Origin of the sequence: Roseibium sp. (assembly GCF_051016195.1) — a bacterium.
In the GTDB taxonomy this organism is placed as follows: domain Bacteria; phylum Pseudomonadota; class Alphaproteobacteria; order Rhizobiales; family Stappiaceae; genus Roseibium.
This window is the reverse complement of the sequence record NZ_CP134616.1, coordinates 5,926,210-5,945,943: the sequence shown is the minus strand read 5'-3', so window position 1 is coordinate 5,945,943 and position 19,734 is coordinate 5,926,210. Positions and strand designations below refer to the sequence as shown.

Sequence of the window (19,734 nt, the reverse complement as noted above, 5' to 3'; positions counted from 1 at the left end):
TTAACTTCAAAACACCGATCAGTCGTCTGATCCCCAATCAGTGAACAACCTCACTGGCAAGACACCCATGTTTTCCTGTCAAAGGCGCGTCGGGCCGGCTTCAAGCTCGTGGAGTTCCTGCAGCCGGTCGGTATCCTGCCCGTAGAAATGCGGTGCGAGCAAAGTGGCGCTTGTGAAGACATGCGCCTTGAGCGCACGGACCGCTGCGTCGGTGTCTCTGGCGTCGAGCGCGTCAAGAATGCAATCGTGCTGGACGATGTTGGGATGGGTCCAGGAATCGTCCGGTCTCGGTGTCGCCAGGGTAATCCTCTGGAGCATCACAAGTGTCCTGACAAGCAGCGGTTCCAGGGCGGACATGCCCGCAAATCTGAATATCTGCAGATGAAAGTCGCGGTCGATCTCCGCACAGGCAAAGATATCTCTTTGGCTGCGGGCCTCGAGGAAACGGCAGTCAAGGTCGCGAAGTTCTGCTATCTGCGCAGATGTGATCGTCTTGGCAGCCTCGGTGATCCCGGCAACCTCGGTATTGACCCTGAGCCGCAAGAGCAAAAGCGCTTCGGCAAGCGACGGATCCGTCACGAATGTGCCCTGATATCCCTTTCGGACAACAAGTCCGCATTCCTGAAGAAGCATCAGGGCTTCGCGGATCGTACTTTGTGAACAGGCATATTCCTGCGCCAGAGACTGTTCGGTCATGGCGCTGTCTGACTTGAGCTCACCGGTCAGAATGCGACCCTTCAGGTCTTGAAAAACGGATTCTGATTTTCGCGCGCGCTTCTCGCCGAAAGCGTCTCTGTCATGCGAAAGGTTGTTCGCAATACTTCGAATGGTCACGTCGTTGCCCCCACACCGGCGTCGATTTCTTTTTATGCATTGCGTCGAAGCAAAACGCGGGAGTGTTTCGCGTGTCTCCCGCTCAGCCGAGTCTCTGCCACCTTTGCGCGCATGGTCAATGGGCCTTTATGGCCATATCCGTCCATTAAATGGACTTGCGCCGTCAATTCCGGTTCATTGGGACCTGTTTGTCGGCTTACCGTGTTTTTGTCGAGGTGTTCCTGCCGATCTCAACTGACAATTTCGCGAGCGGTAAAAATACTGATGAAAAATGCGCGGCAGCTGTTGTGTCACGCCTCTGATATGACCGCCCCTAAGTGCGCAGTCGGGCACTAAGAGGTTTCCGCTGCCTAAACCGCCGTTTTTTCCAGCATGGATATCCAGTTGCGGTAGGCGATTTTTTCCAGTGTTGCCGGGTCAAAACCTCTCTTGTGCAGAACGTCGAAGAGGGGCGGCAAGCCGGTCACGTCACTCAAGTCCTGAGGCGGCAGACAACCGTCGAAATCGGAGCCGAGGCCGACGTGATCTTCTCCCAGATGGTCGACAAGATAGACGACATGATCAGCAACGACATCAAGCGGTGTGTCCTTCTGGTGCTTTCCGTCCGGGCGCAGGAAGGCAACGTGGAAATTGACACCGACAAGTCCGCCGCTTTCCTTGATGGCGGCCAGTTGCTTGTCGGTCAGGTTCCGGCTGCTTTCGCAAATGGCATGCGCGTTCGAATGGCTGGCGATGATCGGCCTGTCCGTAATCCCGGCCAGGTCCCAGAAACCTTTTTCGTTCAGATGGGAAACGTCCAGCAGGATTCCGAGCCTGTTGCATTCCCGCACGAGCGCACGCCCGGCTGACGTCAGCCCCGGACCTTTGTCGGGGGATGCCGGAAAGGCCATGGGTACGCCGGAACCGTAGGCATTTTCCCGGCTCCACACCAGGCCGAGCGATCGAAGTCCGCGATTGTAGAGATCCTCCAGAGCCTGGAACCCGGTATCGATCGCTTCGGCACCTTCGATATGAAGGCTGATGGCCATTTTGCCCGCCTCGACAGCCGCCAGGCTTTCTGCCGCGGACCTGCAGATCACGATCTCGCCTTCTGACGAAGCCTCGATCTGTTCGGCGCGTTCCAGCATCCTCAGCGTGAAGTCGAGAGCCTGCTTCTGCGGAACTTCCTGAAAGTTGACGGGATCATTGGGATTGAAGGGCTTGGAAAAATCCTGGTCCGGGTTCGAGGGAACGAACATGGCAAACAGTCCGCCGGAAAACCCGGCCTCTTTCGCCCGCACGGCATCGACATGCCCCTTTTCCGAGCGGTCGAAGAAACTGCGCTCGGTTCCCTTGATCGCGTCTATCTCCAGTTTGAGCAGCGTATCGTTATGGCCGTCGAAAACCGGAAAACGGCGCGGTGAAGTCTCGTTCTGCACGAAATGTCCTTGAAGTTGCTGGTATGGCCGCAAGGCGGGAAGGAAACGGAAGGTACACAACCCAATCTAGTCAATCATGCGCAGATTGTAAGACTCTTGAGCGAATGTGACTTGAAACTCGTTGAAAGCTGGCCCAAGAAGGGGACCGGTTTTATCGGTTACACGACGCGCGCGCCGCTGTCGTTGCACGGGGATACGGATTTGGTGGAAAGACCAGTGTTTTCACGCCGCTCGATTCTGACGGGCAGCCTGATCCTGGCCGGTGGTGCGCTTGCCGGTTGTCAAACGGCAGTCGGTCTGCCCGATCAGGCGGAACTGCCCGACGAGGATTTCGACTACGCATCCGCCTACGCGGCACTGCCCGATGGCGATTACACGTGGCCGGCCATCAATTACAAGAATTTCGACGAGCAGTACCTGCGCCAGGTGGTGGAGTACAAGACCCGCGAAATGCCGGGAACGATCATCGTCGACCCGTATAACAATTATCTCTACTGGACGCTCGGCAACAGAAAGGCGCTGCGATACGGGATCGGTGTCGGACGCGCAGGCTTCGACTGGTCCGGCGAAGCGCTCGTCCGTGTCAAGCGTGAGCACCCGATCTGGCGCCCTCCACGCGAAATGATCGCGCGCAAACCGTCGCTTGAGCGTTACTGGGAGAAGGGTTATCCGCCCGGATTGAAGAATCCGCTCGGCGCGCGCGCGATGGATCTCTGGCAGGGGCCGGTTGATACGCTCTATCGTATCCACGGGACCAACCAGCCGTCTTCCATCGGCAAGAGCGTATCGTCGGGATGTATCCGCATGTGGCAGCAGGACGTGATCGACCTGTTCAACCGCGTGCCGCTCAGGACGAAGGTTGTTGTTCTCAGCGAGGATCCGAACGCGGAAGCAGCGTAGGCCGGCCTCTCAGGTCAGGGCGACATCGTGCATAACGGCGCTGAAGTGGCACACCGCTGCGGCGAGCACGAAGGCGTGCCAGATGGCATTCTGGAACGGCAGTCTTTTCCAGGCATAAAAGATCGTCCCGACCGTGTAGAGCAGCCCCCCGGCCAGGATCATGCACAGGCCGAACACGGACGCGCGTTCGATCAGGGGATTGGCTGCAAACACCACCACCCAACCAAGACCGAGATAGATTGGGACCGACAGCTTTTCTGCTCTTGAAAGGTGCACCAGCTTGAGGATTGCGCCCGCAACGGCGCCGGTCCAGACCGTCGCTAGAAGGATACCTCCCGTCCAGCCGCCGATGATAACAGCCGCGAGCGGCGTGTAGGTACCGGCAATCATCAGAAAGATCGCGGCGTGATCGAGGCGCCGGAGGATGCCGGACTTATGGTCCTTGGCGAGCATGTTGTAGAGCGCGGAGCAGATCAGCATTGCCATCAGGCAGGCGGCATAGATCATCACCGTGACCTGGCGGGTCGGGTCATCGTTGTTCCAGAGCGTAACGGTAAGGATGACGGTGGCGGTCAGACCGAGGCAGATGCCGATGACATGGATCGCACCGTCGGCGATCAGCTCTGCGAGGGTTTGCGGTCTGAACTCCGTCATCCGGGCTGTCTCCGATTACTTTGCATCATCGTGCTCAAGCGCGATCGAGCTGTAGGCGCAGGAGAGGGCGAGCAGCACACCCATGGTCACGAAGATCGAGGTGAAATCGGCTCCCATGGCAAGGAGAACGCTGCCGAGGGTCACGCCGAGCGTTCCGCCGACGAGGCGCGCCGTGATGATGAGCCCGCTCACCTCGCCCTGCTTGTCCCGTGGCACGGAATTAGCGGTGATGCGACCGGTCGGGATCATCGCAACCGGCAGGAAGATGCCCCACAGGAGCAGTGCCGGTGCGAGCAGCCAGTAGTTCTCCAGAAGCATCATGACGCCGATCAGAATGGTGGAAACCGCGAGCAGCGCCATGGCGACGAGCACCGGTTTGCGGGACCCGTACTTGTCGGAGAACTTTCCGGCAGGCGCGGCGAGGATCGGCATGGGCAGCACCGCGATGACCGTTCCGATGCCCGCCCAGAGCGCGCTGTAGGACATTTCGAGCTGCAGAAAGTGCGGCACGTAGATCGCAACGACGATCTTGCTCATCTGCGTGAGCAGGATAATCAGCGTGCTGGCGTGAAACGGCGGCAGCTTGAATAGCCGCACGTCGATCAGCGGCTTGTCGTCTTTCGCTTCGTAGAAGATGAAGACGCCGAGGCCCACCACGCCGCCAAGGATGGTGGCGATGATGATCGGCGAGATCCAGCCGAAGTCCGGCCCCTCCATCAACCCGAATATGAGCGCCGTCAGGCCGAAGAGCAGCAGCACAAGGCCAATGGGATCGACGACCGGTCTTGGCCGCGGCTTCTCCGGATTGCGCCACAGGATGCAGGCGAGGGCACTTCCGGCCGCAACGATCGGCACGTTGATCCAGAACACCCATCTCCAGGACAGGAAATCGGTCAGGATACCGCCGACCAGCGGACCGGCGGCAAGGAAAATGGTCGCCATCGCGGCAAGCGTGCCGATGGCCCGGCCGCGCTCGTTCTCATCGAAGGTCAGGGTCGCGGCGGCAAGCGTCATCGGAAACATCACGGCAGCGCACAGACCCTGGACGACGCGCATGGATATCAGCATTGCGACGCTGTCTGAAAAGCCGGCAACAAGACTGGCAATGGCAAAGATGACACTGCAGACGATCAGGGTCGACCTGAACCCGAACAGATCGATGGCCTTGCCACCGACCGCCGCAAAGCAGGTGAACGCCAGCATGTAGGCGTTGATGATCCAGTGGGTTGTTGTCGCCGAAAGATGAAAATGCTCGCGAATGGCGGGAAGCGAGACACCGAGAACCGTTTCGTCCAGCATCACCAGACCGCCGAGGCAGCCGACCGCCAGGACCAGGCCGCGCTTGCGCTCTTTTTCGGCTAGGGCCATGGAAAAATCGTCTCCCTGTCGTTGGCAATCGTCTTTTTCAAAAGCATTTCCTTCAGCTTAGGTCAGCAAGGTGACACGCGCAAAGCAGTTTCTTGGCGTCAGGGTCAGGCGGCCGGTGTGTTCGCACCAAAGCCGAGCGTTGACAGGGCCCGGTCGGATCGCCTGCTCCAGGACACGAGCGCGTCGGAAAGCCGCGCTGCCGGGCCATCGTCCGGGTCGGAGCTGCGCCTGACGCACCACCAGTCGAGCGAGATGCCTTCCTCTGCGATTGGACGGGCAACCACCGTGCCGTCGGCGAGTTCCGGTTCGATGGCCCACTGGCTGAAGATGGCAACGCCGAAATTCGCCCGCACAAGGTCGATCACGGCTTCAGGCGTCGGCATCGCGGTCATGCGCCGGAACGGTTCGACCGGTGCGCCCAGAAGGGCAGTCCAGTCAAAGCCGGGTTCCGCCGTCAGCGGATAGACGAAGAAGCGCTCATCGCCCATGTTGATGCTGTTGACCACGGGCTCGCCGGCGAGCGGGTGATTGGCCGACATGACGGCGACGATCGGATCGGGCCCGAGCTTCGCGGAAGTGAACTGGCCCTGTGCGGGGGGGCGCCCGAACACAAGCGACACATCGACGGAGCCGTCGATGAGGGAGGCAAGCGGCCGCGCCGTCGCATTTCCTGAAAGATCCACCGTGAGCCGCCGGTCTTCCTGTTCGAGATAGTCGAGAAAGGCCGGGAGCCAGTGGTAGCGGCTGTAGGTTGCCTGTCCCAGCCGGACCAGCAGGCGCTTTTCCTGCGCGGAGGCTTCGATGTCCTGTTCCAGCCGGAAAAGCTCGGCAAGAAAGCTTTCCCCCAGCCGCCTGAGTCGTTCCCCTTCCGGTGTCAGCTGAAGTCCCGCATCTCCCCGTTGAACGAGGGAAACCCCGATCCGGCGCTCGGCCTCGCGCAGCCTGTGGGAGGCCGCGGACTGGGTGATGCCAAGGCGCGATGCGGAAATGGTCATGCTGCCGGTTTCGCTGAGGGCGGCAAGAAGGGTCAGGTGATGGATGGCAAGTTTCGGTATCATTCGGACATGAAATCATTTCATGAAGAGAATGAAAACTAAGAATTTTATTTATGTGAGAAGGCGCGGTATCGAAGAGACATGTCAGTCTTTTCCTTGTCCCGTTTCGAGCTCAGTCCCGCCTCCGCCACGCTTGTCATTGTCGTGACCGCTGTCGGATTCGGTCTCGTGCCTGTTTTCGTGCGCGAACTTCAGGGTCTCGGAACCGGTCCGGCAACCATCGCGCTCTACAGATACGCCATCTCGGTGCTGGTCCTGCTGCCGTTCCTGCCGCGCGAACGCCACAAGCGCGGCAAGGCGCTGCTGCTTGCCGGTGCCGGAGCGGTGGTCGGTCTCAGCGTGATCGGTTACCTGGAGGCGATCAGCAAGGCACCGCTTGCCGCCGTTGGCGTTGTCTACATGTCCTATCCGGCCTTCGCTGCGCTCTTTGCACTTGTCCTCTTGCGGCAGGCGTTGAGCTGGCGGACCTTCGCGGCGATCGGGCTGGTGCTTGGAGCCGCGGCGCTTCTCCTCGATCCGGCAACGCTCTCGCCCGAGGCGCTTGCAGCGCTCGTCTGGGCCATTCCCGCGCCGATCGCCTTCGGGTTTCTCATCGTCGTCCTGAGCGGCATGGGCGGCGATCTCAATCCGCTCGAGCGCGCCGTCTGTACCCTGATCGGCGCCATCGCGGGCCTCTTGCCGCTGGCGCTTTATGAAGGCGGCGGCTCGGTCATGCCATCCTCCTTCAACGAACTCTGGCTGATCGTGCTGATGGGCCTCGTGACTGCTCTCATCCCGCAGATGATGTACACGATTGCCTGCCAGAAGATCGGGCCGATCCGAACCGCGGCCGCGGGCAGCTTTGAACTGCCGACCATGTTCCTGATCGGCTGGCTGGTCTTCGGCGAAGCCTTCGGCCTGGTTGAACTTGTCTGCGCGGTGCTTGTGCTCTCCGCGATCCTCGTCGCACCCGCGCCCGCTGCGGCCCCTGAGCCCGCAAGCCGCCGGCGGGCCGTTCAGGCAGGCTGATTTATCTCCAGAAGTGGTATCTTGATATCAAGATAAAGATGACTATCTCCTGTCGGACCGGGCCGGTAAAGCGTTTCGGGAACCCTTGAACCACGCTGTCGCTCTTGCGTTTGACGCGCAGCCGGGTGGCAGAAAGGCAATCCGGGCTTTCCCGAAATGCGATGGAAGCCCGGACGCGTTTTGGAGAAAAGACAGATGACTGCCCGCAATCCCGATCACCCCGTTCACGACCTCATTGTCAACCGCTGGTCACCCCGGTCCTTCGACCGGTCCGAGATGCCGGAAGCGGATCTGAAAACAATTCTTGAAGCCGCGCGCTGGGCGCCGTCCGCCTTCAACATCCAACCCTGGCGCTTTGTCTATGCCCGGCGCGGCACGGAGGGCTGGGACACGCTGGTCAACCTCTTGAACCCGTTCAATCAGGATTGGGCCCAGCATGCCTCCGCGCTGCTGTTCCTGTTCTCCGACACGGAAGTCGACGGCAAGGACGGTAAACCGGGTCGCAAGAGCGGCACCCATTCCTTCGACGCCGGCGCCGCCTGGGCAAACGCAGCTCTGCAGGCAACGGAAATGGGCTATCACACCCACGCCATGGCCGGGATCAAACGAGACGAAATCCACGAGACGCTCGGCGTGCCGCCCCGCTTCAAGGCGGAAATCGCCATCGCAATCGGCAAGCGCAGCAAGATCGAAGACCTGCCCGAGGATCTCCGCGCCCGCGAAGTGCCGAGCGCCCGCAAACCGGTTGATAAGATCGCGTTTGAGGGGATGTGGGGGTAATATGCGAGAGGTCGAGCGACGCGAATGGCAAAGGGCGAGACCGGCATCCGGTTCTCGCCCTCCTTGTTTTGTCACTCAAACGAAGCTCGATATGCTCCCCCGCTCAAGCCCCCGAGCTTGCCTCCACATCCGCGCCCTTTTCCACCGGCTTGCGCGCAAACTTCTCCCGTATCCGCTGAACCACCACGTAAAGAACCGGGATCATCAGGAGGCCGATGGTGCTGTCGAGGATCATGCCGGCGAAGACCGGCAGGCCGATGGAGACGCGGCTGGCGGAGCCCGCGCCGGAGGCGAACACCAGCGGCAGCACGCCGACGATGAAGCAGAGGCCGGTCATGGTCACCGGGCGGAACCGGGTATGGGCAGCGCTTATCGCCGCATCGACGATGCTCATGCCCTCGTCGCGGCAGTTGCGCGAGAACTCCACCAGCATGATTGCCTTCTTGGCAGCCAGGCCGATCAGGAGAACCATGCCGATCTGGGCGTAGATGTTGTTGTTCAGCACGTCGATCAGGTAGAGCGGGATCATCGCCCCGCAAACCGCGAAGACGGCGGACAGCATGACCGCAATCGGCAGGAGCCAGCTTTCGTACTGGGCCACCAGGCAGAGATAGGCGAACAGGAAGGCCAGCAGGAAAATGTAGATGACATAGGAGCCTGCCTCGATTTCCTGAAGCGACATGCCGGTCCACTCGATGGAATATCCATCCGGCAGAACCTCCGCGGCGGCCTTCTCGAAGGCCTTGATGCCGTCGCCGGTGCTGTGGCCGGTGCTGGTCAGGCCCTGAACGGCGGCCGAGCGGGCCATGTCGTAGCGCGTCACGCTCTGCGGCCCGACGACCGGCGTCAGGCTGACCAGCGTGCTGAGCGGGATCATGTCGCCGGAAGACCCGCGCACATAGATATTGCCGACATCGTCCAGCGTCTGGCGGTATTCGGAATCGGAAGCAAGGATCACCCAGAAGATCTTGCTGTCCAGAATGAAGTTGTTGACGTAGTAGGAGCCGAGATTGGCCTGCAGCGCGGTGAAGATATCGCTGATATTGACGCCGAGCGCTTCCGCCTTGTCCCGGTCGAGGTCGACTTCGTATTGCGGCGTGTTGGCCGAGAGCGAACTGAATACCTGCCGGAACACCGGATCGCGGTTGGCGGCGGACAGAACCGAGTTCGTCACCGCGCCGAGATCGACGACACTTGCCCCCGCATCATCCTGGATCTGGGCGGCGATGCCGCCGGATATGCCGAGACCGTCGATCGGCGGCAGCGGGAACACGAAGGAGATCGCGCCTTCGAATGCCGACAGCTTTTCATTCAGCGTTCCGAGGATGTTGTACCAGAGCGTCGCCTTGGTTTTTCGCTCGTCCCAGGGGGCAAGAATCGGGATCAGGGTGACATAGTTCGAGCCTTCGCCGGCAATGATGCTGAAGCCGGTGACCGAGATGACGTCCGTCACGCCGTCGACCTCGAGCATGGCCTTGGTCATTTCCTTTGCCAAGGCGTCGGAGCGCTGCAGGGAGGCCCCGTCCGGCAGCTGGACATTGGCAAAGAGCACGCCCTTGTCTTCAAGCGGAATGAAGCCGGTCGCCGTTTCGCGGAACATGAACACCGTGGCGGCAACCGCGGCAACGAGAATGAGCAGCGACAGCACGGCATGCCGGATCATGCGCCGGACGAGCCAGACATAGCCGTCGCGCACCTTGTCGACGAATCTGCCGAAGAAGCCCAGCAGACGCGGCGGTTTGGTGTCCGAGCGGCGCAGCAGCATGGAGCAGAGAACGGGTGACAGCGTCAGCGCGTTGACGGCCGACAGGCAGAACGCGACGGTGATGGTCAGGGCGAACTGCAGGTAGATCTGCCCGGTGATGCCGGGAAAGAAACAGACCGGAACGAACACCGCCAGCAGCACGAACGTGGTCGCGACGATCGGGCTGGTGACCTGGCTCATGGCCTTGAGGGTCGCCTCGCGCGGCTGAAGTCCCTCTTCGCTCATGATGCGTTCGGTGTTTTCAATGATGACGATGGCATCGTCGACCACCAGCGTGATCGCCAGAACGATGCCGAAGAGAGTGATGAGGTTCGCCGAAAACCCGATCAGGAAAAGGATCGCGAGCGTTCCCAGCAGCGAGACCGGAATGGCGATAGCCGGAATGATGATCGCGCGCCAGTTCATCAGGAACATGAAGACGACGAACACCACGAGCGCCGTGGTCATCGCCAGGGTCGTCAGGATTTCCTCGATCGAGGCCTTCACCGCCTTGGTGATATCGTAGAGAAGCTTGTAGTCGACGCCTTCCGGGAAGCCCGCCTTCATCTTCTCAAGTTCGGCGGCAACCGCGTTTGCCACGTCGAGCGCGTTTGCGCCCGGGCTCTGGTAGATGGCAATGGAAGTGGCCGGCTTGTTGTTGAGCGCAGAATAGGCGGAATAGGAGCTGGACCCGAGTTCCACGCGGGCAACGTCACGCAGCCGTACCAATTGTCCCGATGCATCACCGGAAACGACGATATCGCCGAACTGTTCGGTCGTCTCCAGAAGCCCTTGCGATTTGAGCGTGAACTGCAGGTCGGTGGGGCCTGCGAATGGCGCGCCGCCGATCTGCCCGGCCGTCGCCTCCGTGTTCTGGGCCTGGATCGCGTTGGAAAGATCGGCAGCGGTGAGGTTGAGGGCGGACATCTGGTCCGGGTTCATCCACACCCGCATGCTGTAATCCAGCGGACCGAACTGGGAGACGCTGCCGACGCCCGGCAGGCGCGACAGGCGGTCCTGCATGTTGATCGTTGCATAATTGCTCAGGAAGATGGCGTCGCGGCTCTCGTCCGGAGAGACGAGGTTGATCACCTGAAGCATGTTGGCGGACTGCTTCTGCGTGGCAACGCCGAGGGTCTTGACCGGCGCCGGCAGAGTGGGTTCTGCCAGTGCGACCCGGTTCTGGACGTTCACGGCGGCGATATCCGGGTCCGTGCCGACCTCGAACGTGATCGTGAGCTGGTACGTGCCGGCATTGGAGCTTGTCGAGGACATGTAGATCATGTCGTCGACGCCGTTGACCTGTTCCTCGATCGGAATCGCCACCGATTTCTCGATCAGTTCGGAATCGGCCCCCGGATACTGCGCATTCACCACCACCTGCGGCGGCGTGACGTCTGGGTATTCCGCGATCGGGATCAGGATGATGGCGATCACTCCGACGAGCGAGGCGATCAGGGAAAGCACCAGCGCGAAATTCGGACGGTCGATGAAGAATCTGGACAGCATGATCGATCGTCTCTTTTAGCTTTTGGCTTCGACGGGATCGACGGTCATGTCCGGACCGATCCGTTGCAGACCCTGGACCACGACCTGTTCGCCGTCCTTGAGCCCGGACGTGACCTCCCAGAGCGTGCCGGACTGGCGGCCCAGAACAACGTCCCGGCGCTCCACCTTGTTGTCCGCGCCCACGACATAGACATAATGGCCTTTGGAATCGAGCTGGATCGCGGGCTGCGGGATTGCCGTCACCGCCGTCTGGTTTTCGCTCTTGACCGAGACGTTGACGAACTGTCCGGGGATCAGGATGTTTTTCGGATTGTCGAAAGTGGCGCGCAGCTCGATGGAATCGCTGCCTTCCTCGACCGATGTTCCGACATAGGTGATTTTTCCGTCGCTGGGGTACTTGGTGCCGTCGGTCAGGGTCAGGCTGACCTGGAGTGTCGAGGAGTCGTTGCCGATGAGGCCGGCCTCACGGTCCTTGATGAGGTCCTTTTCGCCCATGTAGAAGCTGACATAGATGGGATCGACGCTCGTGACGGTCGCAAGCGTTCCGGTGTTGGAATCCACCAGGTTCCCGACATTCACGTTGGTCTTGCTGATGCGTCCGTCGATCGGGCTGTTGATGTCCGTGTAGCTGAGATTGATATCCGCGGTTTCAAGATTGGCCTGCGCCTCGTCGACATTGGCCTGATCGACATCCATTGTCGCCTTGGCGCTGTCATAGGTGGCCTGGGAAACATCACCCTTTGCGAGCAGTTGGCGCTGGCGTTCCAGCTCGATCTCGGAATTCTTGAGCGTTGCCTGCGCGCCTTCAAGCGTCGCCTTGGACTGGTCGACACTCGCCTGGTAGAGATCCTTCTCGATGAGGTAGAGCAGGTCTCCCTGTTTGACAAAACCGCCTTCGGTGAACTTGCGCTCCGTCAGGTAGCCTTCGACCCGCGCGACGATATTGACTGTCTTGGTAGCCTCGACCCGCCCGACATAGCGCGAACTGTTGTTCGGCGTGATCATCTGAACCTTTGCTACCGTGACTTTCTGCGCTGACGAACCGCTGTCCTGTGCAGCGGCCGGAAGCCCGCCGGCAAGGGCAACTGCCATACCCAACATCACTTTCGCGGCTTTCATGACGCCTCCTGCCGAAGTCTTTTGTTCCGTTATTTGGGGGCATCATAACCGGAAAGCGCAACGAGGCGATTGAAATAAGGTCAATTCTGCATGCGTCACCGGCGTGATCCACAATTTGAAGCTGTGCCGGGTTGAAACGCGCGTCTCCACAATCGCAACCGTGTTCGGAGCCGCGCCGGGTGTGTCAATCGGCGCGGCGAAATGCGGCGCCGGATCTGCTAGACCCGGCTCATTGACAGAAGTGGGGTATTCGTCATGAGCATGTCCGACAAGCTGCCGGCTGAAAGCAGCCTGAACACGTACTATTCTTCGCGAGACTTTATGGATGTCTATTCCGTGTCGCTCAAGGGGCGGCCGGATCTGATAGATGCTGATATGCGCATTCTGGCCGATCACATGCTGATGGCCGACATCGGCTGGATGAACACGCTGCTGTCGCTGCGCGACACACTCGTCAAGCCGCTCGGGCTGAAAACCACGACGACCCTGGCGCTCGAGCAGTCCGGCAAGCCCGTTGCGGAGCGCGAGCCGGGAGACCGGATCGGGTTCTTCAGGATCTACCAGGTGCGCGACAACGAGATCGTTCTCGGCGAAGATGACTGGCACCAGGATTTCAGGCTGTCGATTTTCCGAAGCGAGTGGCCGACACCGCGCGTCTATGCCTCGACTTGCTGCAAACGGCACAATTTCTTCGGTCATGCCTACCTCGCGTTGATCCTGCCGTTTCACAAGAAAATCGCCTCGTCGGTTCTGGACAACGCGGTTCGCCAGGAATTGTCCGAGGCGGCCTGAAGACCTTTGCGGGGTCGGATATTGCCATCCTCGATTGCCGGATTGAGGAAGTCTTGGAAAAAGACGGTTTTCGCCCCGGCGGACTTTGCAAAGATTTCGGAATCGTGCTGACTCGCGGTCAGTAGCTGAGCAGGATTGGAGTGGTCCCGGCGCGCCAGTGCGCTGATCATGAGTGTATGACGGTCGAGATCGATATCGGGGAAATGACGAGCGGCGCACGCGCCGGGCTCGACCTGGAAGAGTTGCTGGCAACGCGCCTTCTCGTGCAGGGCAATTCCGGATCCGGAAAATCGCATCTGCTCCGCCGCCTCCTCGAACAGTCCGCAAGCTGGGTCCAGCAGGCCATCATCGATCCGGAAGGCGATTTCGTGTCGCTGGCCGAGAAGTTCGGTCATGTCGTCGTTGACGCGGTCGGCACTGAAAAGGACCTGCAGATGATCGCGGGCAGGGTGCGCCAGCACCGGGTTTCGGTCGTTCTCAATCTGGAAGGCCTTGATGCGGACCGCCAGATGAAGGCGGCCGCGACCTTTCTCGACGGCCTGTTCGATGCCGACCGGGACCTGTGGTACCCGATGGTCGTCGTCGTGGACGAGGCGCAGTTGTTCGCCCCGGCAGCCGCCGGAGAGGTGACGGAAGAAGCGCGCCGCCGCTCGCTTGGGGCCATGACAAACCTCATGTGCCGTGGCCGCAAGCGCGGACTGGCCGGTATCATCGCCACGCAGCGCCTCGCCAAGCTTGCCAAGAACGTCGCCGCCGAAGCGTCCAACTTCCTGATGGGCAGAACCTTTCTCGATATCGACATGGCGCGCGCGGCCGATCTGCTTGGCATGGAGCGGCGGCAGGCTGAGAGTTTCCGCAATCTCGACCGGGGCAATTTCATCGCGCTCGGTCCTGCCCTGTCGCGACGTCCCGTGCCTATCAGGATCGGCCCGGTCGAGACCATGGGGCGCGGCGGAAGCCCGAAGCTGATGCCGTTGCCGGAGCAGCCGAAGGAAGAGGCCAAGGACCTGATCTTCACCCCCGCCGCGGGCGAAGCGACGCCGTCGCGGCCGCGCTTCCAGGAACCTGTCATTTCCACTGGCGAAGTTCTTGACCGGCTTTCCAGCGCGGAACAGGCAAACGAGGAAGAGGTGCCGCAGGCCAACAGCCTGCTCGACTTCGGAGAGCGGGAAGAGAGGATCGCCGAGATCATTGCCGGCATTCTGGAAGACGAGGACGCGGCTTTCCAGCCGATCGCAACGCTTTACCAGGACTTTCAGGTCCGCTGCCGGATTGCCAAGCTGGCAGGCGGTCCGCCGGATCTGCAGATTTTCCGCGAAAAACTCTCGGTCGCGCGCGCCGGCGTCGAAAAGGGTGAGATGGACGAAGGTGCATGGTCACAGGCGGAACTGATTGCAGGTGAACTGCCGGATGACATGCGCGGCGTCTATCTGCTTCTTGCCAAGGCCGCCCTGGCGAAGTCGCCGTGCCCGGGCAATATCGAAATCGCAACCGCCTACGGGACACGATCCCCGGGGAGGGCCCGCTGGCTCCTCAGCCACATGGAAGAACGCGGCTTTCTCGTTTGCGCGACGGATCTGCGCGGCAACCGGATCGTGACACTGACGGATCTCGGCTGGCAGACGGCCCCCGGCGACGAGGCGGCGGCCTAGTGCGGTGAATTTGAAGTTCGCATCATTGCTTCTGCAGACTCCGAAGCGAACTTCAAATTCGTAAACCGCACTAGATACATAGACTTGCTAGTCACCTTCTTGAATCTGAAGTTCGTTCGAAGACCTATGCAAAATGAGTCGAACTTCAGATTCAGGTGACTAGGTGATGGCCTCATAAATGAAGCCGTACCCTTGGCTGATCTCGAGACAGGCATGCAATAAACCCGAAACCACGAAAATGTCATTCAGCCGTGTGTTGAACGGGCCGCCGTGTTTCCCAGCTGAGTCACGTGTATTTGATCAAGAGGACCCAAGATGATCCGGCTGATTTTCCTTCTGTGCTCCCATGGCGCTGTGCTGGCCGTGGGATTCGCCCTCGGGGTTTACTTCCTGCCGTTCCTGACGGAGCCGCAGGGCCCGGGCGAAGCTGTGCTGGCAGAGGCAGCCGCCGGCGCGCAGTATCAGGTGGAACTGACACGGGACCTTGCGGGCAGCGATTTCCTCCATTGGGGCGAGGGAACGGTCAGCATCTCTCCTGCGCAGATCGTGCATACGGGAGAGCTGTCCCCCGGACCCGATTACAAGCTCTATCTCGTCAAGGAATTCGTTGAGGACGAGGCCGGGTTTCTCTCCATAAAGGACACGGCTGTTCAGCTCGGTGATGTCAAGACTTTCGACGGGTTCATTGTCGATGTGCCGGCGGATGTGAGTATCGACGACTATACGACCGTCCTTGTCTGGTGCGAGGCATTCGGCGAATTCATCACCGCTGCCAAGTACCGCTGACGCGGCTCCAGCCCCAAGTGGCGTGGCTTATATCGCCGGCCTCATGCGGCGCTTGGAATCGATGGACTGGTCCACGTCGACCGGTTTCAGCGCAAGCAGATACTCCAACTGCGAGAGCTCCAGGGTGATGCCGTCGATCGTCCGGCCCAGAACATTTTCCATGTAACTGCCCGCCGGTGCGCGGTCGCGGATTTCAACCGCCCGGTCCTTCGCCTTGCGCAGGTAGGCGATCATCTGCGTGACCTCCGACCGGGTCACATCGGTTGTCGGCGGCAGTTCACGACTGGCTGCCTCGGATCGCAGGATAGCGGAATACTGACCTTGCAAGGGGCTGACAAACTGCATCGCTGACCTCAAATGTTCTTGATTTGTTCTATTTAACTCAAATGCGAGTTTTGATCAAGACAGTCCACGCTGGATTCCGCAACGTTTTGGCCGGGTGAAGGGCCGGAAGGCTGGAAATCTCTGCAAAATCAGCGCTCTGAAAATTCATCTCCGATGGTTCTTGAACTCTCAAATCAAATTGGTTACATATGTAACTAATTTAGCCCGCACCGGGAGGACATCATGGATCAGAGAACGGACAGCGCGCAGGATTTGACCGGAAACGGACACAACTCCGGGGCCTTCGACTATATGCCGGGCTTTGGCAACGACTTTGAAACCGAAGCGCTGCCGGGGTCCTTGCCGCAGGGCATGAACAGCCCGCAAAAATGCGCCTATGGCCTGTACGGCGAGCAGCTTTCTGGAACCGCGTTCACGGCTCCCAGCCACCAGAATGAAAGGACGTGGTGCTACCGCATCCGCCCGTCGGTGAAGCACACCAGCCGCTTTGAAAAGATCGAGCTGCCCTATTGGAAAAGCGCGCCCAATATCAACGAGGACGTTATCTCGCTCGGCCAGTATCGTTGGGACCCGGTTCCGCATGCTGAGGAAGAGCTGTCCTGGCTGACGGGCATGCGCACCATGACCACGGCGGGTGATGTCAACACCCAGGTTGGCATGGCAAGCCATATCTATCTTGTCACGAAATCCATGGAAGACGAGTACTTCTTCTCCGCGGACAGCGAGCTTTTGGTCGTTCCGCAGGAGGGTGTTCTGCGCTTCTGCACGGAACTCGGCGTGATCGAGCTGGAACCCAAGGAAATCGCCATACTTCCGCGCGGTCTGGTTTACAGGGTCGAAGTCGTGAAAGGACCTGCGCGCGGCTTCGTGTGCGAGAACTACGGCCAGAAATTCGAGCTGCCGGGCAGGGGGCCGATCGGCGCCAACTGCATGGCCAACCGCCGGGACTTCAAGACGCCGGTCGCCTGTTTCGAGGACCGCGAGGTTCCCTCGGTCCTGACGGTGAAATGGTGCGGACAGTTTCATCAGACGAAAATCGGGCACTCGCCGCTCGACGTGGTCGCCTGGCACGGCAACTACGCGCCCTGCAAATATGATCTCAGGAACTACTGCCCGATCGGCGCGATCCTGTTCGATCATCCGGACCCGTCGATTTTCACTGTACTGACCGCCCCGTCGGGTGTTCCCGGCACGGCAAATATCGATTTCGTCCTGTTCCGCGAGCGCTGGATGGTGATGGAAGACACGTTCCGTCCACCCTGGTACCACAAGAACATCATGTCCGAGTTGATGGGCAACATCTACGGTCAGTATGATGCCAAGCCTCAGGGATTCGTCCCGGGCGGCATGAGCCTGCACAACATGATGCTCCCGCACGGGCCGGACAAGAATGCCTTTGAAGGCGCATCCAACGCCGATCTCAAGGCCGAAAAGCTCGACAACACCATGTCGTTCATGTTCGAAACGCGGTTCCCGCAACACCTGACGGAATTCGCCGCAAGCGAAGCACCGCTGCAGGACGACTACATTGACTGCTGGGACAGCCTGGAGAAAAAATTTGACGGGACCCCGGAAGGAACCTGGAACAAGGGCTGAGGCAATAACCCGGCCTTCGGTCGGGAAGAGGGCCCCGAAACACGCAGGCGGCGCAAAGCCACCAGGGCCCTTAAGGGCGAAAATTCTGTTGGCCGGAGGGGGCCGACACGCACAAGGAGCAGAAATTCATGAAACTGGCGACGCTCAACGATGGCAGCCGGGACGGCAAGCTGGTGGTGGTCAATGAACGGCTGACCTATTGCACGGACGCGAGCCACATAGCACCGACACTGCAGGCAGCACTCGATGACTGGGATGCCATTGCACCCAAGCTTGCGCTGCTCGCCGAAAGCCTGTCACATGATGCCGTGCCGACCATGCGGTTTCACGAGCACGATGCCCTGTCCCCATTGCCGCGCGCCTACCAGTGGGCGGACGGTTCCGCCTATGTCAATCACGTCGAATTAGTGCGCAAGGCCAGGGGCGCGCAAATGCCGGACAGTTTCTGGACCGACCCGCTGATGTATCAGGGCGGCTCCGACACGTTCCTGGCACCGCGCGATCCGATCCGCATGCGCGATGAGGCCTGGGGCATCGACATGGAGGGCGAGATTGCCGTCGTGACCGGCGACGTGCCGATGGGCTGCAGCCCCGAGGATGCATTGAACGCCATTCAACTGGTGATGATCGTCAACGATGTGTCGCTGCGTGGACTGATCCCGGCCGAACTCGGCAAGGGGTTCGGTTTCTTCCAGTCGAAACCGTCTTCCGCGTTTTCTCCCGTCGCCGTCACGCCCGATGAACTTGGCGATGCCTGGCAGGAGGGCAAGCTGCACCTGCCGCTGAATGTCGATCTGAACGGCACAGCGTTCGGCCGGGCTCAGTCCGGTGTCGACATGACCTTCGATTTCGGACAGCTGATCGCGCATGCCGCCAAGTCGCGCAACCTCGGTGCCGGGACGATCATCGGATCCGGAACGGTGTCCAACAAGCTCGACGGAGGCCCGGGCAAGCCGGTATCGGAGGGCGGTGTCGGCTATTCCTGTATTGCCGAGATCCGCATGATCGAAACCATCAATGATGGCCAGGCAACGACGCCCTTCATGAAGTTCGGCGACACGGTCCGCATCGAGATGCTCGACGCGGAAGGACACTCCATCTTCGGCGCGATCGAACAGACAGTCGAAAAAGGCTGAGGCAAGGCGCTCCGCTTCAAAATTCATTTGACGCACCTGCTGAATGCCGGTGTCGGACACAGACGAAAACCGGCCTTGGGAGGTCACATGAGCAAGCAATTCGCATCCGCCGGAGACATGGCGGAAAAGGAAATCTCCTTCACCGAAATCGGCCGCGATCTCTGGGCCTTCACCGCCGAAGGCGACCCGAATTCCGGCGTCATCATCGGCGATGACAGCGTCATGATCATCGAGGCACAGGCGACACCGCGCCTGGCCGAGAAGGTGATCGAGAAGGTGCGTTCCGTCACCGACAAGCCGATCACCCATCTGGTGCTGACCCACTATCACGCCGTGCGCGTCCTGGGCGCGTCCGCCTATGACGCCCAGACAATCATCATGAGCGAAAAGGCCCGTTCCATGGTGGCCGAACGAGGCAAGGAGGACTGGGCGAGTGAGTTCGAGCGCTTTCCGCGTCTCTTTCAGGGTCATGAGAGCATTCCCGGCCTGACGTGGCCATCGACGACCTTCAATGACCGCATGACGGTTTATCTCGGCAAGCGCCGGGTCGACCTGATGTTTCTTGGCCGTGCGCACACCGCAGGTGATATCGTTGCCTATGTGCCCGACGCCAATGTCATGTTCACCGGCGATATCGTGGAATATCACTCGGCCTGCTATTGCGGCGACGGTCACTTTGGTGACTGGCCGGGCACGCTGGAACAGATCCGGAAGTTTGACCTGGATGCCATCGCGCCGGGCAGGGGCGATGCGCTTGTCGGATCCGACATGGTCAATGCGGCGCTGGACTCCACGGCAGATTTCGTCCGCTCGACCTATGAACCGGTCGCAAAGGTCGCCAAACGGGGCGGGAGCCTGAAGGAAGCCTGGGACGCCTGCCGAGCCGCCTGCGATCCCAAGTTCAAGGATTACGCCATCTACGAGCATTGCCTGCCGTTCAATGTCGCCCGCGCCTATGACGAAGCGTTGGACATCGACACGCCGCGCATCTGGACGGCGGAACGGGACGCGAAAATGTGGGCGGACCTGCAGGGCTGA

17 protein-coding genes are annotated in these 19,734 nt (G+C 60.3%); 9 read left to right on the top strand and 8 right to left on the bottom strand.

Features of this window, described 5'->3' with window-relative positions:
• Nucleotides 1–78 precede the first annotated feature (78 nt).
• Nucleotides 79–834, bottom strand: a complete 756-nt coding sequence (locus RDA78_RS27020; RefSeq protein WP_434052839.1) for a GntR family transcriptional regulator — start codon at nt 832–834, stop codon at nt 79–81.
• Nucleotides 835–1,184: 350 nt separating this feature from the next.
• Nucleotides 1,185–2,252, bottom strand: coding sequence for a dipeptidase (locus tag RDA78_RS27015; protein ID WP_434052838.1), 1,068 nt, complete (start codon nt 2,250–2,252; stop codon nt 1,185–1,187).
• 216 nt (nt 2,253–2,468) lie between these two features.
• Here RDA78_RS27015 and RDA78_RS27010 point away from each other — a divergent pair, with 216 nt between their 5' ends.
• The gene (locus RDA78_RS27010) at nt 2,469–3,152 is read left to right on the top strand and encodes a L,D-transpeptidase (protein WP_434056221.1); all 684 of its coding nucleotides are present in this window, start codon (nt 2,469–2,471) and stop codon (nt 3,150–3,152) included.
• A 9-nt stretch (nt 3,153–3,161) separates the two neighbouring features.
• Here the strand turns inward: RDA78_RS27010 and trhA are convergent, their stop codons facing one another.
• The 3 genes from trhA to RDA78_RS26995 form a co-directional block, all read right to left on the bottom strand.
• Nucleotides 3,162–3,806, bottom strand: coding sequence for a PAQR family membrane homeostasis protein TrhA (gene trhA, locus RDA78_RS27005; RefSeq protein ID WP_434052837.1), 645 nt, complete (start codon nt 3,804–3,806; stop codon nt 3,162–3,164).
• A gap of 15 nt (nt 3,807–3,821) precedes the next feature.
• Nucleotides 3,822–5,174, bottom strand: coding sequence for an MFS transporter (locus tag RDA78_RS27000; RefSeq protein WP_434052836.1), 1,353 nt, complete (start codon nt 5,172–5,174; stop codon nt 3,822–3,824).
• Nucleotides 5,175–5,278: 104 nt separating this feature from the next.
• The gene (locus RDA78_RS26995; RefSeq protein WP_434052835.1) at nt 5,279–6,232 is read right to left on the bottom strand and encodes a LysR family transcriptional regulator; all 954 of its coding nucleotides are present in this window, start codon (nt 6,230–6,232) and stop codon (nt 5,279–5,281) included.
• A 78-nt stretch (nt 6,233–6,310) separates the two neighbouring features.
• Between RDA78_RS26995 and RDA78_RS26990 the strand changes: the two genes are divergently transcribed.
• Both RDA78_RS26990 and RDA78_RS26985 read left to right on the top strand, forming a co-directional pair.
• Nucleotides 6,311–7,237, top strand: coding sequence for a DMT family transporter (locus RDA78_RS26990; RefSeq protein WP_434052834.1), 927 nt, complete (start codon nt 6,311–6,313; stop codon nt 7,235–7,237).
• 195 nt (nt 7,238–7,432) lie between these two features.
• Nucleotides 7,433–8,017 (top strand): nitroreductase family protein, encoded by a 585-nt coding sequence (locus tag RDA78_RS26985; protein WP_434052833.1) that lies wholly within the window; start codon nt 7,433–7,435, stop codon nt 8,015–8,017.
• A gap of 103 nt (nt 8,018–8,120) precedes the next feature.
• Here RDA78_RS26985 and RDA78_RS26980 read toward each other — a convergent pair whose 3' ends face one another.
• Together RDA78_RS26980 and RDA78_RS26975 are read right to left on the bottom strand one after the other, a co-directional pair.
• On the bottom strand, nt 8,121–11,270 hold the full coding sequence (locus RDA78_RS26980) for an efflux RND transporter permease subunit (protein WP_434052832.1): 3,150 nt from the start codon (nt 11,268–11,270) through the stop codon (nt 8,121–8,123).
• A gap of 15 nt (nt 11,271–11,285) precedes the next feature.
• Nucleotides 11,286–12,389, bottom strand: coding sequence for an efflux RND transporter periplasmic adaptor subunit (locus RDA78_RS26975; protein ID WP_434052831.1), 1,104 nt, complete (start codon nt 12,387–12,389; stop codon nt 11,286–11,288).
• A gap of 255 nt (nt 12,390–12,644) precedes the next feature.
• On the opposite strand from RDA78_RS26975, the gene RDA78_RS26970 reads away from it, so the two are divergent.
• The 3 genes from RDA78_RS26970 (at nt 12,645) to RDA78_RS26960 (ending at nt 15,619) form a co-directional block, all read left to right on the top strand.
• Complete coding sequence (locus RDA78_RS26970; RefSeq protein ID WP_434052830.1) at nt 12,645–13,181, top strand: DUF2867 domain-containing protein; 537 nt, start codon at nt 12,645–12,647, stop codon at nt 13,179–13,181.
• A 176-nt stretch (nt 13,182–13,357) separates the two neighbouring features.
• Nucleotides 13,358–14,833 (top strand): helicase HerA domain-containing protein, encoded by a 1,476-nt coding sequence (locus RDA78_RS26965; protein ID WP_434052829.1) that lies wholly within the window; start codon nt 13,358–13,360, stop codon nt 14,831–14,833.
• 315 nt (nt 14,834–15,148) lie between these two features.
• The gene (locus tag RDA78_RS26960; RefSeq protein WP_434052828.1) at nt 15,149–15,619 is read left to right on the top strand and encodes a DM13 domain-containing protein; all 471 of its coding nucleotides are present in this window, start codon (nt 15,149–15,151) and stop codon (nt 15,617–15,619) included.
• Between the two features lie 27 nt (nt 15,620–15,646).
• Here the strand turns inward: RDA78_RS26960 and RDA78_RS26955 are convergent, their stop codons facing one another.
• Nucleotides 15,647–15,964, bottom strand: coding sequence for a hypothetical protein (locus tag RDA78_RS26955; RefSeq protein WP_434052827.1), 318 nt, complete (start codon nt 15,962–15,964; stop codon nt 15,647–15,649).
• Nucleotides 15,965–16,186: 222 nt separating this feature from the next.
• On the opposite strand from RDA78_RS26955, the gene hmgA reads away from it, so the two are divergent.
• The 3 genes from hmgA to RDA78_RS26940 all read left to right on the top strand — a co-directional run bounded on the left by hmgA (nt 16,187) and on the right by RDA78_RS26940 (nt 19,734).
• On the top strand, nt 16,187–17,560 hold the full coding sequence (gene hmgA / locus RDA78_RS26950; RefSeq protein WP_434052826.1) for a homogentisate 1,2-dioxygenase: 1,374 nt from the start codon (nt 16,187–16,189) through the stop codon (nt 17,558–17,560).
• A gap of 128 nt (nt 17,561–17,688) precedes the next feature.
• The gene (locus tag RDA78_RS26945) at nt 17,689–18,696 is read left to right on the top strand and encodes a fumarylacetoacetate hydrolase family protein (RefSeq protein ID WP_434052825.1); all 1,008 of its coding nucleotides are present in this window, start codon (nt 17,689–17,691) and stop codon (nt 18,694–18,696) included.
• Nucleotides 18,697–18,783: 87 nt separating this feature from the next.
• A complete protein-coding gene (locus RDA78_RS26940; protein ID WP_434052824.1) occupies nt 18,784–19,734 on the top strand; it encodes an MBL fold metallo-hydrolase in 951 nt (316 codons plus the stop codon).